Origin of the sequence: Neobacillus sp. PS2-9, assembly GCF_030915525.1 — a bacterium.
GTDB lineage: Bacteria > Bacillota > Bacilli > Bacillales > Cytobacillaceae > Neobacillus.
Genome location: NZ_CP133269.1, coordinates 983,763 through 998,232 on the forward strand (window position 1 = coordinate 983,763; position 14,470 = coordinate 998,232).

Genomic DNA, 14,470 nt, shown 5'->3' on the forward strand with positions numbered 1-14,470 from the left:
TAATTCATTATCACATTAGCAGACTAAAGCAATTGCAATTTTACAATAAAGGGTGAGCCGGATGAGTCGCTTGTTTATGTTTGAAAAGCCATTGGGGATGCGGGATACACTGCCAGAGCTTTATGAAAAAAAAGACGGTGTACGTACATACATGTCCGATACGATGAAACTTTGGGGCTATCAATTTATTGAAACACCTACGCTTGAATACTATGAAACCGTTGGTGCAGCATCAGCCATTGCTGATCAACAGTTATTTAAATTGTTGGATAAAGAGGGACATACCTTGGTCCTTCGTCCAGATATGACCGCACCCATCGCACGGGTGGCAGCATCCAAGCTGTTAGAAGAAGACCTTCCTGTAAGATTAGCCTATTCTGCCAATGTATTTCGTGCCCAGCAGCGTGAAGGCGGCCGACCGGCTGAATTCGAACAAATAGGTGTGGAATGTTTGAACGAGGACACCGTTTCCTGCGATGGGGAGGTCATTGCCTTACTGATTTCTTCTTTGAAAAAAGCAGGACTGCCACAATTTCAAGTGTCCGTTGGGCATGTTGGTTTTGCCCAGGAATTGTTTGTTCAAATTCTCGGAACGAATGGCCGGGCGAATGCCTTACGTAAGTTTTTATTTGAGAAAAATTATGTCGGTTACCGCGAGCATGTAAACTCTTTACAGCTCTCTTCCATTGATAAGCAACGTCTCTTAAAGCTTTTACAATTAAGAGGCGGAGAAGAGGTCATCGGTCAGGCGCTTGATATTATTGAAAACGACAAGGGGAAAGAAGCCATTGTCGAATTGAAAGAGCTTTGGGATGTCATTAAAGATTACGGCGTCGAAGATTATGTGAAGTTTGATTTTACTATCGTCAGCCATATGAGCTATTATTCGGGCATTTTATTCGAGGCATACGCCGGGAATGTCGGTTTTCCGATTGGGAATGGCGGACGCTATAGTTTAATAGAGAAGTTTGGAAAAAAGGCAAGTGCCACTGGATTTGCTGTTCGAGTAGATATGCTTCTAGAAGCACTCGGTGGCGGTCCTCTGGAAAATACTACTCACTGCATTTTTTTCAGCCAGGAACGGCGCAAGGAAGCCTTTCAGTTAGCACGTAAGATGCACGAGCAGGGGCAAAAAGCGGTGCTACAGGATATCACTGGTGTCAATAATCTTGATGCTTTTACAAAAAGGTTTGCCGAGACAACCTATTTAATCGGAGGGCGCGGTGATGAGTAACATACTAACAATTGCGATGCCAAAGGGACGTATATTTGAGGAGGCAGTGGAACTGCTGCGGAAGGCCAACTATAATCTGCCACCGGAATTTGATGACTCCCGAAAATTAATTATTGATGTAGAAGAGGAAGGCTTACGCTTTATTTTAGCAAAGCCAATGGACGTGGCTACTTATGTAGAACACGGCGTGGCTGATGTGGGAATTGCCGGGAAGGATGTTTTATTGGAGGAGGAGCGCGATGTGTATGAACTCCTTGATCTTAAAATTAGCTACTGCTACTTGGCAGTTGCCGGCCTGCCGAACACTAAAATGAATGATGTCGCTCCACGAGTGGCAACCAAATATCCGAATGTTGCGGAAGCCTATTTCCGCGAGCAGGGGGAACAAGTCGAAATTATTAAGTTAAACGGATCTATTGAATTAGCACCCATTATAGGATTATCCGACCGGATTGTAGATATTGTATCAACCGGTAGGACTTTAAAGGAAAACGGGCTGGTTGAATATGAACGAATTGGAGATGTGACTTCAAGGCTAGTTGTGAACCCTGTCAGCTACCGCATCTACGACAAGCGGATTGATGAGCTGGTGAGCCGACTGGCAGAAGTGGTGTCACAGGGGGTTTTGTAATATGAAAATACTAAAAGTGTCGGAACAGATTTCGATTAAGCGTTCGATTGAAGCGGGGACCACTGAGCAGGTGGCTATCGTTAAGGGGATTATTCAAGAGATACGGACCAGAGGTGATAAGGCGCTAAGAGAATATACGGAGAAATTCGATCGAGTGAACCTTTCTTCTTTTTCCGTAACCGAGGGGGAAATTGAGACAGCGTATCAGAAGGTCGATGAAGGTTTTGTTTCCATTGTTCGAGAGGCGGCGGAAAATATTCGTTCCTTCCATGAGAAACAGCTTCGGCCATCATGGATGACGACAGAGGAGAATGGGACGATTCTAGGTCAAAAAATAACCGCCCTCGATTCTGTTGGGGTATATGTTCCAGGTGGCACAGCCGCCTATCCATCTTCGGTACTAATGAACGTGATTCCAGCGAAGGTAGCAGGGGTCACGCGGATTGTAATGGTTTCACCGCCGGATTCAGAGGGGAATTTGCCTCCAGCCGTGTTGGTTGCAGCGAAGGAAGCAGGTGTCGAGGAGATATATAAAGTGGGCGGAGCGCAAGCAATAGCGGCTTTAGCTTATGGGACAGAGTCGATTGCTTCCGTTGATAAAATTACTGGCCCTGGAAATATTTTTGTAGCATTGGCTAAACGCGAAGTATTCGGAGACGTGGATATTGATATGATTGCTGGGCCAAGTGAAATTGCTATTTTAGCAGATGAAACGGCACGAGCTGACGAGATTGCCGCGGATCTGTTATCACAGGCAGAGCACGATCCACGTGCCTGCAGTGTGTTGGTTACAGCATCTATGAGTTTAGCAGAAGAAGTAGTGGAAGAAGTGGAGAAACTGCTTGCTCTACTGCCGCGAAAAGAAATTGCTGCCCGTTCGATTGCGGATTATGGTGCGATTTATGTGGCCGCTGATTTGGATGAAGCCGTTGAGACGGTTAATCAGTTAGCGCCTGAGCATCTGGAGGTTATGACCGAGAACGCGATGGAGCTTCTTGGTAAAATTCGTCACGCGGGAGCGATTTTTATCGGGCGTTATAGCTCAGAGCCGGTTGGTGATTACTTTGCCGGACCGAATCATGTACTGCCGACGAATGGTACGGCGCGCTTCTCCAGTCCGCTGAATGTCGATGATTTTCAAAAGAAATCAAGTGTGATTGTATATAGCAAGAAAGCTTTAACTGATAATGCGGCGAAGATTGCCGAGTTTGCAAGAATGGAAGGGCTAGAGGCACACGCCCGGGCCGTGGAAATACGTTTGGAAAATGATAAAAAGTAGGATGAAGGACAAAACGACCTGATAGAACGGTGAAAATGTCCTTCATAACGCCACAACCCTAATAAAGTACATAAGAAAATTGAAGCTAGAATTACAGGAGGTTATCTTCATGGAAAGAGTGGCAAGTATTGAACGGAACACGAATGAAACAAAAATCCAACTATCATTAGCTGTAGATGGGGAAGGACAGTCTAATCTAGAGACAGGTGTACCATTCCTTAGTCATATGCTTGATTTGTTCACAAAACACGGGCAATTCAATCTGACCGTAAATGCGAACGGCGATACAGAGGTGGATGATCATCACACAACAGAAGATATCGGCATTTGCTTAGGGCAAGCATTAAGAGAAGCCCTTGGAGATAAGCGAGGCATTAAGCGCTACGGTAATGCCTTTGTTCCAATGGATGAAGCCTTGGCTCAAGTGGTTGTTGACCTCAGTAATCGCCCGCATCTCGAAATGCGTGCGGAGTTCCCTGGGCAAAAAGTTGGAACCTTTGATACAGAGCTTGTCCACGAATTTCTATGGAAACTAGCCTTAGAGGCGAGAATGAACCTCCACGTAATTGTTCATTATGGAAAAAACACGCACCACATGATTGAAGCTGTCTTCAAAGCATTGGGCCGGGCACTCGACGAAGCAACCACCATCGACCCACGCATCAAAGGCATCCCATCCACAAAAGGGATGCTATAAAAAAAGTTATCCACAAGGGTGTCAGGCACCACTCGTGGACATTGTCCACCGTAGGAGGACGGTGTGAAAAATGCACCTAGAAAGGAGGGGCACGATGATTGGGATTATTGATTATGGTATGGGAAATTTGTTTAGTGTGAGTAAGGCGTTGGAACGGCTAGGGGCCGAATATTTTATTTCGGCTGATCATAATGAATTATTTAACGCAGATGGGTTGATTATTCCCGGCGTTGGTTCCTTCCGAGATGCCATGGAACGCCTCCAAGTAAACACGATTAAGGAATATGCGGCAACAGGTAAACCCCTTCTCGGCATCTGTCTCGGTATGCAGTTGCTTTTTGAAAGCAGCGAAGAAAACGGGCTCACGGAAGGATTAGGACTACTACCGGGAAGTGTACAGCGTTTCCCAGGCCAAACACCAGAAGGCGAATCCTACAAAGTTCCACACATGGGATGGAACAAGCTTGAATTTGTGAACGATTCACCACTTATAAAAAATCTTGAAGAGGAATATGTGTATTTTGTTCATTCCTATTTCGTAGACGCACAAAATTCCGAAGTGTTAATCGCAAAAGCAGATTATCATGAACAGGTTTCGGCAGTGGTTGGTAAGGACAATATCATGGGAATGCAATTCCATCCTGAAAAAAGCAGCAAACTTGGGATGGCCCTTTTAAATAATTTTTTACAAATGGTGGAAGAAAGGAAGGGCGTTCGATGAGTATCACAATTTATCCTGCCATTGATATGCGGGGTGGCAATTGCGTCCGTCTTCTTCAAGGGGATTATGATAAGGAAACAATCTACGGGAATTCCCCTTTTGATATGGCAAGAAGCTTTGCAGCTGAGGGAGCCGAGTGGATTCACATGGTCGACCTTGATGGCGCAAAGGATGGCAAGAGGGTGAACGACCGATTTGTCATTGAGACCGCACAAAAGTTGAACGTGAAGGTCCAAATTGGCGGTGGCATTCGCTCGGAGGAAGACATCCTGCATTATCTCGAAAACGGCGTGGATCGGGTAATCATAGGGAGTATTGCCGTTTCTAACCCGGATTTTGCGATGGAAATGATTAAAAAGTACGGTGGGAAAATTGCGATTGGCATCGATGCTAAAAACGGATATGTGGCCACACACGGCTGGCTGGATACTTCGGAGCTTCGTGCAATCGATCTTGGCAAACGTTTTGCAGATGCAGGTGCGGAAACCTTTATTTTTACAGACATTGCAACAGACGGTACGCTCTCTGGACCAAATATTGAGGCGGTTTGCCAGATGGCTGAAGTAACCGGAAAAAATGTCATTGCTTCCGGTGGAGTAAGCAGTCTCGAGGATTTGAAGGCGTTAGCTTCTGAAAAAGGTATTAGCGGGGCGATTGTTGGAAAGGCCCTCTATGAAAATCGTTTTACCTTGAAGGAAGCCTTGGCCACGGCCAAAGCTTAATTTAAAAAAGAAACAGGCAGGCACGTAAAAGGATGGTGTAAGTGATGACATTAACAAAACGAATTATTCCATGCCTTGACGTGAAGGATGGACGAGTAGTGAAAGGAGTCCAATTCGTGCAGCTTCGCGATGCGGGGGACCCAGTGGAATTGGCGCGCTTTTACGATGAACAAGGTGCAGATGAGCTTGTCTTTCTCGACATTTCTGCATCCGTTGAGGGCAGAAAAACGATGGTCGAGGTTGTAAAGGCAGTCGCCACAGAGCTGGCGATTCCGTTTACCGTGGGCGGTGGTATCAACGCTTTAGAGGACATGAAGAGAATTCTTCGAGCTGGAGCGGATAAGGTGTCGTTAAATACGGCCGCCGTTATGAATCCTGAACTTATTGGGGAAGGAGCAGGATACTTCGGCTCGCAATGTATTGTCGTCGCAATCGACGCGAAATTTGACCCTGAAATCGGAACGTGGCGTGTGTATACACATGGTGGACGAACACCTACGGAGAAAAAAGTAATCGAATGGGCTGTGGAAGCTGCCGAGCGTGGGGCTGGTGAGATTTTATTAACCAGCATGGATAGTGACGGGGAAAAGCGTGGATTTGACTTATCATTAACAAAAGCGGTCAGTGAGGCTGTTTCCATCCCTGTTATTGCATCGGGTGGGGCAGGAAATGCCGAACACTTTGAAGAAGCTTATGTTAGCGGGAAAGCTGATGCGGCCTTAGCGGCGTCGATTTTTCACTATAAAGAAACGTCCGTCCATGAAGTGAAAAGCTATTTGCGGGAAAAAGGAGTTGTGGTCCGATGAATATAGAAGAGATTCGTTTTGATGAAAAGGGTCTTGTCCCTGCCATCATCCAGGATGTAGAAACGATGGAAGTCTTAACGTTAGCTTATATGAACAAGGAATCGCTTGGAAAGACCCTTGAGACGGGTGAAACCTGGTTCTTCAGCCGCTCACGCCAAGAGTTATGGCATAAAGGGGCAACAAGTGGGAATACGCAATCAGTTGTCAGCATCAAATATGACTGTGATCAGGATGCACTCCTCGTGTTGATCAATCCGAAGGGGCCTGCTTGTCATACGGGGGCCGTTAGCTGTTTTACGGACGAGGTAGCGGACCGGAAGACTGGATTGGCTGATTATGGCATCCTACAGAGGCTCGAGCAGGTCATTTGTCAACGGGAGCAGGAGCGTCCGGAAGGTGCCTATACCACATACCTTTTTGAAAAAGGCGTCGATAAGATTCTCAAAAAAGTCGGGGAAGAAGCGGCTGAGGTGATTATTGCTGCCAAAAACCGTGATCAAGAAGAACTGCGCTGGGAGGCGGCAGATTTACTCTATCACCTGCAGGTTTTATTGGTGGAACAAGGACTTCCATTTAAAGAAGTACTAAGAACCTTAGAAGAAAGACACAATGACCGGTCCTAATGGGGCTGGTTTTCTTACGTTAAGGATATTGGGAAGATAGATTCTATAAGCATGCATATTATAATCCCCTTCTCGAACAACCCTTTAATGTGTTATACTACCTAAGTTATATTGACGAATGTGGAGGACTTCATGGGAAAAAAAGCGAAAGCAAGAATGCAAACGGGAAAAATACTTTCATTTGTTCCTACGGGGGAATATTATTTCACGAAGGGTTTGAAGGCATACCATCGACGTGATTTCATAAAAGCAAAAAAATATCTTGGGCGAGCGATTCAGCTTGAGCCGGGTGAACCGATGATTACATGCCAGTTGGCGATCGTGTCAACAGAACTTGGCGAGTTTGAAAATTCCAACCGACTCTTGCATATCATCCTTGAAGAACTTGATCCGGAAATGGCGGAATGCCACTACTTTTTAGCAAATAATTATGCCCACCTGGGATTTTTTAAAGATGCGTATCATCACGCGCAGCTCTACCTACAACTAGAGCCAGAGGGTGATTTTTCTGATGACACGGAAGATTTATTAGAGCTCCTAACCTTTGAATCAGATGGCCTAGAGGGCGATTGGTATGAGCAGGATGATTTAATTGTCAAACAAGAACAGGCTCGTGACCTGTTAGAGTCGGGATACTTTCCAAAAGCGATTGAGCTGTTAAAGGATGTCGTCAAGGAATACCCAGAATACTGGTCAGCATACAACAACTTAGCGCTTGCCTATTTTTACTTAGGAAAAGCGGAAAAGGCAGAAAGCATTTTAGATGATGTGCTCGAGCGGAATCCAGGGAATTTACATGCCCTTTGTAACCGTTTGGTCTTTGCTCATTACCAAGGAAAACTGAAAAATGCTGCCAATTTGCTTGAATCCCTGAAAAAAATTCAACCTATGTTAAGCGAACATCAATTTAAACTGGGTACTACCTTCGCCTTAGTGGGCGAATATGAACAGGCTTATTTGTGGTTAAAGAAGCTATATAAGCATGGCTATGATGGGGACGGTCCGTTTTATTATTGGCTTTCCTATTCAGCGTATTATACTGGCAATCAAAACTTTGCAAAAAGCACTTGGAAAAAGGTGCTTGAATTGAACCCTGACAAGGAAGGTTCTGAGCCATGGGGAGAAAAAGAAGTCGCGAATGGTTTTGAAGACCTGTCAGGCTCTATTTTTCAAAAGCTTGAAAGCGACTATGTAGAAGAGCGATTATTTGCTCTGTTTCTCACAACAGTATCCAGTAAAAAAGAAGAAATTATTACTTCTAAGCGGCTTTTTCAAAATCAAAAGCTTACCACGTTAGAGAAGGAATATATTTCATTAATTCGTTCGGGAAAACAATCGACAACAGCAGATGCACAGGAAATTGCGGAGATTTTTTATGAAAATCATCAGCCGATTGGAATGATGGAGTCAGGCTTATATTTGATGTGGTTTTCTGTTTTCGTTGAACTTTCTAAAGCCAACGTCAGCTTGAAAAATAAACGTGCCTGGGCTGGGGCAGTGGAATATGTATGGTACAAGTTGCGAAGTGAAAAAGTTTCGCAGCAAGAAGTAGCCAACCGTTACGGACTTTCATCTGCAACAATTGGTAAATATGTCAAACTTGTAAACGATTTTCTAAATTAAGCAGATAAATGGACTATAAACCGATTGTTTATTACGATTAAGTAGGGAAATATATACTTAATCGTTTTTTTATTTAAGGAGTGACATTACCATGTCTGAGGAAAAAATTTATGACGTTATTATTGCGGGGGCTGGTCCTGCTGGGATGACCGCTGCTGTTTATACATCACGCGCCAACCTTTCCACACTTATGATTGAGCGTGGGATGCCGGGCGGACAAATGGCCAACACAGAGGATGTGGAAAACTATCCGGGTTTTGAGAGTATTCTAGGGCCAGATTTATCCACAAAAATGTTCGAGCACGCGAAAAAATTTGGTGCAGAATATGCCTACGGCGATATTAAGGAAATCGTTGACCACGGCGATTACAAACTAGTAACCGCTGGTGCAAAACAATACAAAGCGCACTCCGTTATCATTTCAACAGGTGCCGAATATAAAAAGCTTGGAGTACCTGGTGAAAAAGAACTTGGCGGCCGTGGCGTATCTTATTGTGCTGTTTGTGATGGTGCCTTTTTCAAAGGAAAAGAATTATTTGTTATTGGTGGAGGAGACTCTGCCGTTGAGGAAGGCGTCTATTTAACTCGTTTCGCTTCTAAAGTGACCATTGTTCATCGACGTGATCAGCTTCGTGCACAAAAGATTCTTCAAGATCGTGCGTTTGCAAATGAGAAGGTCGGTTTTATCTGGAATCACACGGTTAAAACAATCAATGGAAAAGACGGCAAGGTTGGTAGCGTGACGCTTGTTTCAACTGAAACTGGAGAAGAACAAGAATTGTCAGCAGATGGTGTGTTTATCTACGTTGGAATGGTTCCACTTTCAAAACCATTCGAGAGCCTGGGCATTACGAATCAAAACGGCTATATCGAAACGAACGACCGCATGGAAACAAAAGTACCTGGTGTGTTTGCAGCGGGGGATATTCGTGAAAAAACCTTACGCCAAATTGTTACTGCGACAGGTGACGGTAGTATTGCGGCACAGAGCGCTCAACATTTTGTAGAAGAACTGAAGGAAGAGATGAAGGTAAGAAAATAGGTGGTTAGCACTATTGTGAGTGGTGTTAACATAACATTCACAGAAACGTAATCCTGTTTTAACTCTTCTGTAACAGTAGTGAAATATAGTTAGGGTATGATAACAATAATTGACCCCCTTTAAAAATATATACCTTCCTGCACAAGCCCAGCAGCTTGTGCAATTTTTTTTTGTGGCTAAAAAATCAAGTCTCCTCAAAACTAGTTTCCCAAGTTTGCTAACAGAAATAATTAACAGAAATATCAAATTTGTATTCATTGTGACTGTATCTTAAAAATAGTATAATGAAAAGAATAAATTAAATGTTATATTAGGATATTTGGCATACTTACACAAGCCTTTGTGCTTAAATAAAGAGGGTGGAAACATGCAGCGGGTCACCAATTGTGTATTAATAAAAGAGGATAAAATTTTGTTGCTGCAAAAACCAAGCCGCGGCTGGTGGGTGGCTCCAGGAGGAAAAATGGAACCTGGTGAATCGGTTCGTGATTCTTGCATAAGAGAATACCGTGAAGAAACGGGAATCTATCTCAAAAATCCACAGCTTAAAGGTATTTTTACTATGATCATGAAAGAAGGAGAACAGCTCCTTTCAGAATGGATGATGTTCACTTTTTGCGCCACGGAATCGGATGGGGTGGATTTAGAGGAATCGCCTGAAGGTAAGCTCGCGTGGCAACCAATTGATCAGGTGAAAAGTCTGCCGATGGCCGAGGGTGACTATCATATTATTGATTACATGGTTCATGGAAAAGGAATCATCTACGGTACATTTACTTATACCAAGGAATTTGAGCTAATAGGTTACCGATTAGACCCGAGTTAAATGTAAACGCATTATTGACAAGCCATGTGCGAAATCAAGATGGCGTTTGGAGGAATAAGAATATATAGTTTTTGGGGGGAATGGGAAATGAGTACTGGTTCGACAATTGAAACTCAAATGGTCATTATTACAGGAATGTCTGGGGCTGGAAAAACTGTAGCCATTCAAAGCTTTGAAGATTTAGGGTTCTTCTGTGTCGACAATCTGCCTCCTACGTTACTTCCTAAATTTCTTGAACTTATGAAGGAATCAGGGAATAAAATGAATAAAGTTGCCCTTGTAATGGACTTAAGAGGGAGAGAATTCTTCGATCATCTCTTTAAAGCACTCGATGAGTTAACTGAAACCTCTTGGGTAACGCCGCAGATTCTATTTTTAGATGCGGATGATTCTACACTAGTACGCAGATATAAGGAAACAAGACGGTCACATCCGCTTGCTCAAACAGGTTTGCCTCTAGAAGGTATCACGCTTGAACGAGAGCTTTTGGAGGAATTAAAAGGCCGGGCACAGTTGATTTATAACACTTCTCAGATGAAACCGCGTGAGTTACGCGAAAAAATATTAACCGAATTTACGGCTAATAGACAACTAATCTTTACTGTCAATGTCATGTCGTTTGGATTTAAACATGGGATTCCAATTGATGCTGATCTTGTTTTTGATGTGCGCTTCTTACCGAATCCACACTATATCGAGCATATGAGGCCAAAAACAGGGCTGGACGATGAGGTTTCTAGCTATGTTTTAAAATGGAACGAAACGCATAAATTCTTAGAAAAAGTCACTGACTTACTCACCTTCATGCTTCCGCATTATAAAAGGGAGGGTAAAGCACAACTGGTGATTGCCATCGGCTGTACAGGTGGGCAGCATCGTTCGGTTGCGCTAGCTGAATATATTGGTGAATTTTTCAAAAATGATTATAAGACGATAGTTTCCCACCGTGACATTGAGAGGAGAAAGGATAAAACAACATGAGTAATTACGGACAGCCTCGAATTGTCGTTATTGGCGGAGGAACAGGATTACCAGTTTTGCTGCGAGGGTTAAAACAGTATCCTGTGGACATTACCGCCATAGTGACAGTCGCGGATGACGGAGGCAGCTCAGGACGCTTGCGCGATGACCTCCATATCCCTCCTCCAGGAGATATTCGCAATGTGCTGGCATCATTATCTGATGTAGAACCTCTTGTGGAGGAAATGTTTCAACATCGGTTTAAAACGTCAAATGAACTTTCCGGCCATTCATTAGGAAATTTAATCTTAGCTGCGATGACTTCGATTACCGGAAATTTTGTTCACGCCATTCAAGAGATGAGTAAGATTCTAAATGTACGTGGGAAGGTGCTGCCTGCCGCCAACCAAAGCGTGGTTTTGCATGCGGAGATGGAGGACGGGGCGATTGTTTCGGGCGAATCGAAAATTCCTTATTCCGGCAAGAAAATTAAGAGAGTCTTTTTAACATCTAAAAAAAATATCCGCCCATTACCTGAAACGATTCAAGCCATTCGTCAGGCGGACTTAATTATTATTGGTCCTGGAAGCCTGTATACCAGTATTCTGCCTAACTTGTTGGTTCCACGTTTAGGGGATGAAGTATGTCGTTCCCGTGCAAAAAAAGTGTATATCTGTAATCTAATGACACAGGCAGGGGAAACACACGGTTATACAGCGAGCGATCATGTAAAGGCAATTTATGATCATATGAGCTGTGCGTTTATGAATACCATTTTAGTTAACAATGAAGAAGTGCCAAAGGATATTCAGCTTCGTTACAATGAAGAATTGGCGAACCCTGTGGAATATGATTTGCCTAGGCTTTATGAGCTGGGTCTTGAAGTGGTGCATGCAGATATTGCCTACCAAGAGAATGGTGCGTTAAGACATGATCCAAAAAAGGTAGCAAAAATTTTATATAATTTGTTATTAGATGAAACCAAAAAGCGTTATGAAGCGTAAATACTTGTAGGTTAAAAGTTAAGAAACAAGATCATTATTAGGTTTTAGGGGGTGAGGGGATGTCTTTCGCTTCGGAGACGAAAAAAGAATTAACTAACCTGGAAGTGAAAACATGCTGCATTCAATCTGAGCTATCAGCATTGATCCGCATGAACGGTTCCCTTTCCTTTTCAAATAGGAAGTTAGTTGTTGATATTCAAACCGAAAATGCTGCAATTGCTAGAAGGATTTATACCTTATTAAAAAAGAGCTACCAAATACAGGTGGAGCTGCTTGTTCGAAAGAAAATGAGGCTAAAAAAGAACAATGTGTATATTGTGCGCCTGTCAGAACAGGCGAGGGAAATTCTCGAAGATACCAAAATACTCGGGGAAGGATTTACCATTATTCATGATATTTCGCCGGACCTCATAAAGAAGAAGTGCTGTAAGCGTTCTTATTTACGCGGCGCATTTCTGGCAGGTGGGTCGGTCAATAACCCAGAAACATCTTCTTATCATTTGGAAATTTTTTCACTTTATAAAGAGCACAACGACTCTTTATGTGAATTGATGAATATATTTGGTCTTAACAGCAAAACGCTTGAGCGTAAAAAAGGCTATATTACGTATTTAAAAGAGGCGGAGAAAATTACCGAGTTTTTAAATATTATTGGTGCTCATAATGCCTTGCTGCGCTTTGAAGATGTAAGAATCGTAAGAGATATGCGGAATTCGGTCAATCGCCTTGTTAACTGTGAAACTGCCAATCTGAATAAAACGATTGGTGCCTCTATCAGGCAGGTGGAGAATATCCGCTTCATTAATCAAACAGTCGGTCTTCAAATTCTACCCGATAAACTAAGGGAAATTGCGGAGCTCCGTATGCAATATACGGATGTAACTTTGAAGGAATTGGGAGAAATGGTGTCTGGTGGGACCATCAGTAAATCAGGCATTAATCATCGCCTAAGAAAGATTGATGAAATTGCCGAAAAGCTACGGATGGGAGAAATCGCTTCAAGGGATTAGTAACTGGTTGAAATTGTTTTATGAATATAGAGAATGGACACGAGGAGGAAATGCGCGATGTTGGCAAAAGAAGTAGAAGTTAAATTGAAGACTGGTCTTCAAGCACGACCAGCTGCACTTTTTGTGCAAGAAGCAAACCGTTTCTCAGCAGATATTTTTCTAGAGAAAGATGGTAAGAAAGTTAACGCCAAGAGTATTATGGGATTAATGAGCCTTGCTGTTGGCTCAGGCGTCGTGATTAATATTATTGCAGATGGCGACGATGAAGAAAATGCGATCCACTCTTTAACTGATTTTATTCAAAAAGAACAATAAATTAAAAAGGGTTCGACTCTCGAATAGGAGTCTGAACCCTTTTTTATTACAAATAAAAAAGCAACCGGCGTTCGCCGATTGCTTGAGTAATTATTTCTTTTCTGCAGAATCAGTAGGCTTACGAGAAATGATGCTGTCGATTAGACCGTATTCTTTTGCTCTTTCAGCAGTCATGAAGTTATCGCGGTCTGTATCTTTTTGAATCACTTCAAGAGGTTGACCAGTGCGCTCTGCTAAAATGCCATTTAATTTTTCACGAAGGAAAAGAATTCGCTTAGCTGCGATTTCAATTTCAGTTGCCTGACCTTGAGCACCGCCAAGTGGCTGGTGAATCATAACTTCAGCATTTGGAAGGGCAAAACGCTTACCCTTTGCACCTGCAGCAAGAAGGAATGCACCCATAGAGGCAGCCATACCGATACATACTGTTGAAACATCTGCTTTAATATATTGCATGGTGTCATAAATAGCCATTCCGGATGTGATGCTTCCGCCTGGGCTGTTGATATAAAGAGTAATATCCTTTTCAGGATTTTCAGCTTCAAGGAATAATAATTGGGCAACAATGCTGTTAGCTACATGATCATCGATCGCGCTTCCAAGCATAATAATCCGGTCTTTTAGTAGGCGGGAGTAAATGTCATATGCTCTTTCGCCACGGTTTGTTTGTTCAATTACTGTAGGGATTAAATTCATGTTTCTTCCTCCTTTTGAATAGAAAGGTAAAAATATTATGTATTGTTATCATACACTGGATGGTCAATAAAGGTCAAACGGTTTGACTTAAATTTGTTCGACAGCTTTCCCTAATTCATCATACCCACTTCACATATTTTTAAACCCAATCCCTACTTGCAAATTGCATTGTAATGGCATATAATATGTAAGTCGTTAATATTTATGCCCTCGTGGTGCAACGGATAGCACGTAAGATTCCGGTTCTTGAGATGTGGGTTCGATTCCTGCCGAGGGCGTCA

16 protein-coding genes and 1 tRNA gene are annotated in these 14,470 nt (G+C 43.0%); 16 read left to right on the top strand and 1 reads right to left on the bottom strand.

Translation table 11 applies throughout. The features are described 5' to 3' along the window. Positions 1-61: 61 nt before the first annotated feature. The 15 genes from RCG25_RS04720 to RCG25_RS04790 all read left to right on the top strand — a co-directional run bounded on the left by RCG25_RS04720 (position 62) and on the right by RCG25_RS04790 (position 13,493). Positions 62-1,234 (top strand): ATP phosphoribosyltransferase regulatory subunit, encoded by a 1,173-nt coding sequence (locus tag RCG25_RS04720; RefSeq protein ID WP_308082534.1) that lies wholly within the window; start codon positions 62-64, stop codon positions 1,232-1,234. Continuing rightward, positions 1,227-1,865, top strand: a complete 639-nt coding sequence (hisG, locus tag RCG25_RS04725; RefSeq protein WP_308082535.1) for an ATP phosphoribosyltransferase — start codon at positions 1,227-1,229, stop codon at positions 1,863-1,865. The genes RCG25_RS04720 and hisG overlap by 8 nt, the downstream gene beginning before the upstream one ends. 1 nt (position 1,866) lies before the next feature. Further along, positions 1,867-3,144 carry a histidinol dehydrogenase gene (gene hisD, locus RCG25_RS04730; protein ID WP_308082536.1) on the top strand — a complete coding sequence of 426 codons (1,278 nt, stop codon included), beginning with the start codon at positions 1,867-1,869 and terminating at the stop codon, positions 3,142-3,144. Positions 3,145-3,253: 109 nt separating this feature from the next. Then, positions 3,254-3,841 carry an imidazoleglycerol-phosphate dehydratase HisB gene (gene hisB, locus RCG25_RS04735; protein ID WP_308082537.1) on the top strand — a complete coding sequence of 196 codons (588 nt, stop codon included), beginning with the start codon at positions 3,254-3,256 and terminating at the stop codon, positions 3,839-3,841. A 94-nt stretch (positions 3,842-3,935) separates the two neighbouring features. Beyond that, the gene (gene hisH, locus RCG25_RS04740) at positions 3,936-4,562 is read left to right on the top strand and encodes an imidazole glycerol phosphate synthase subunit HisH (protein WP_308082538.1); all 627 of its coding nucleotides are present in this window, start codon (positions 3,936-3,938) and stop codon (positions 4,560-4,562) included. Then, entirely contained in the window at positions 4,559-5,284 is a 726-nt protein-coding gene (hisA, locus tag RCG25_RS04745) for a 1-(5-phosphoribosyl)-5-[(5-phosphoribosylamino)methylideneamino]imidazole-4-carboxamide isomerase (protein ID WP_308082539.1), read from the top strand. The genes hisH and hisA overlap by 4 nt, the downstream gene beginning before the upstream one ends. 44 nt (positions 5,285-5,328) lie before the next feature. Then, positions 5,329-6,090, top strand: coding sequence for an imidazole glycerol phosphate synthase subunit HisF (gene hisF / locus RCG25_RS04750; protein WP_308082540.1), 762 nt, complete (start codon positions 5,329-5,331; stop codon positions 6,088-6,090). After that, positions 6,087-6,713, top strand: coding sequence for a bifunctional phosphoribosyl-AMP cyclohydrolase/phosphoribosyl-ATP diphosphatase HisIE (gene hisIE / locus RCG25_RS04755; RefSeq protein WP_308082541.1), 627 nt, complete (start codon positions 6,087-6,089; stop codon positions 6,711-6,713). The genes hisF and hisIE overlap by 4 nt, the downstream gene beginning before the upstream one ends. A 132-nt stretch (positions 6,714-6,845) precedes the next feature. Further along, the gene (locus RCG25_RS04760) at positions 6,846-8,336 is read left to right on the top strand and encodes a tetratricopeptide repeat protein (RefSeq protein ID WP_308082542.1); all 1,491 of its coding nucleotides are present in this window, start codon (positions 6,846-6,848) and stop codon (positions 8,334-8,336) included. Between the two features lie 91 nt (positions 8,337-8,427). Continuing rightward, complete coding sequence (gene trxB / locus RCG25_RS04765) at positions 8,428-9,378, top strand: thioredoxin-disulfide reductase (protein WP_308082543.1); 951 nt, start codon at positions 8,428-8,430, stop codon at positions 9,376-9,378. A 367-nt stretch (positions 9,379-9,745) separates the two neighbouring features. Continuing rightward, positions 9,746-10,204, top strand: coding sequence for an NUDIX hydrolase (locus tag RCG25_RS04770; protein WP_308082544.1), 459 nt, complete (start codon positions 9,746-9,748; stop codon positions 10,202-10,204). Between the two features lie 87 nt (positions 10,205-10,291). Next, the gene (gene rapZ, locus RCG25_RS04775) at positions 10,292-11,185 is read left to right on the top strand and encodes an RNase adapter RapZ (RefSeq protein ID WP_308082545.1); all 894 of its coding nucleotides are present in this window, start codon (positions 10,292-10,294) and stop codon (positions 11,183-11,185) included. After that, on the top strand, positions 11,182-12,168 hold the full coding sequence (locus RCG25_RS04780; protein ID WP_308082546.1) for a gluconeogenesis factor YvcK family protein: 987 nt from the start codon (positions 11,182-11,184) through the stop codon (positions 12,166-12,168). Before rapZ ends, RCG25_RS04780 begins: the two co-directional genes overlap by 4 nt. A 59-nt stretch (positions 12,169-12,227) precedes the next feature. Next, on the top strand, positions 12,228-13,178 hold the full coding sequence (gene whiA, locus RCG25_RS04785; RefSeq protein WP_308082547.1) for a DNA-binding protein WhiA: 951 nt from the start codon (positions 12,228-12,230) through the stop codon (positions 13,176-13,178). 57 nt (positions 13,179-13,235) lie between these two features. Continuing rightward, a complete protein-coding gene (locus RCG25_RS04790) occupies positions 13,236-13,493 on the top strand; it encodes an HPr family phosphocarrier protein (RefSeq protein WP_308082548.1) in 258 nt (85 codons plus the stop codon). A gap of 90 nt (positions 13,494-13,583) precedes the next feature. Here the strand turns inward: RCG25_RS04790 and clpP are convergent, their stop codons facing one another. Beyond that, entirely contained in the window at positions 13,584-14,189 is a 606-nt protein-coding gene (gene clpP, locus RCG25_RS04795) for an ATP-dependent Clp endopeptidase proteolytic subunit ClpP (protein WP_308082549.1), read from the bottom strand. 206 nt (positions 14,190-14,395) lie between these two features. Here clpP and RCG25_RS04800 point away from each other — a divergent pair. Beyond that, a tRNA-Arg gene (locus RCG25_RS04800) sits at positions 14,396-14,467 on the top strand. The last annotated feature ends 3 nt before the right edge of the window (positions 14,468-14,470 follow it).

Bases quoted from the DNA above. Each gene is read 5' to 3' on its own strand.
- clpP (WP_308082549.1), bottom strand. From the start codon at position 14,189: ATGAATTTAATCCCTACAGTAATTGAACAAACAAACCGTGGCGAAAGA.
- rapZ (WP_308082545.1), top strand. From the start codon at position 10,292: ATGAGTACTGGTTCGACAATTGAAACTCAAATGGTCATTATTACAGGA.
- trxB (WP_308082543.1), top strand. From the start codon at position 8,428: ATGTCTGAGGAAAAAATTTATGACGTTATTATTGCGGGGGCTGGTCCT.
- hisG (WP_308082535.1), top strand. From the start codon at position 1,227: ATGAGTAACATACTAACAATTGCGATGCCAAAGGGACGTATATTTGAG.
- hisH (WP_308082538.1), top strand. From the start codon at position 3,936: ATGATTGGGATTATTGATTATGGTATGGGAAATTTGTTTAGTGTGAGT.
- hisA (WP_308082539.1), top strand. From the start codon at position 4,559: ATGAGTATCACAATTTATCCTGCCATTGATATGCGGGGTGGCAATTGC.
- RCG25_RS04770 (WP_308082544.1), top strand. From the start codon at position 9,746: ATGCAGCGGGTCACCAATTGTGTATTAATAAAAGAGGATAAAATTTTG.
- whiA (WP_308082547.1), top strand. From the start codon at position 12,228: ATGTCTTTCGCTTCGGAGACGAAAAAAGAATTAACTAACCTGGAAGTG.
- hisIE (WP_308082541.1), top strand. From the start codon at position 6,087: ATGAATATAGAAGAGATTCGTTTTGATGAAAAGGGTCTTGTCCCTGCC.
- hisF (WP_308082540.1), top strand. From the start codon at position 5,329: ATGACATTAACAAAACGAATTATTCCATGCCTTGACGTGAAGGATGGA.
- RCG25_RS04720 (WP_308082534.1), top strand. From the start codon at position 62: ATGAGTCGCTTGTTTATGTTTGAAAAGCCATTGGGGATGCGGGATACA.
- hisD (WP_308082536.1), top strand. From the start codon at position 1,867: ATGAAAATACTAAAAGTGTCGGAACAGATTTCGATTAAGCGTTCGATT.
- RCG25_RS04790 (WP_308082548.1), top strand. From the start codon at position 13,236: ATGTTGGCAAAAGAAGTAGAAGTTAAATTGAAGACTGGTCTTCAAGCA.
- RCG25_RS04780 (WP_308082546.1), top strand. From the start codon at position 11,182: ATGAGTAATTACGGACAGCCTCGAATTGTCGTTATTGGCGGAGGAACA.
- hisB (WP_308082537.1), top strand. From the start codon at position 3,254: ATGGAAAGAGTGGCAAGTATTGAACGGAACACGAATGAAACAAAAATC.
- RCG25_RS04760 (WP_308082542.1), top strand. From the start codon at position 6,846: ATGGGAAAAAAAGCGAAAGCAAGAATGCAAACGGGAAAAATACTTTCA.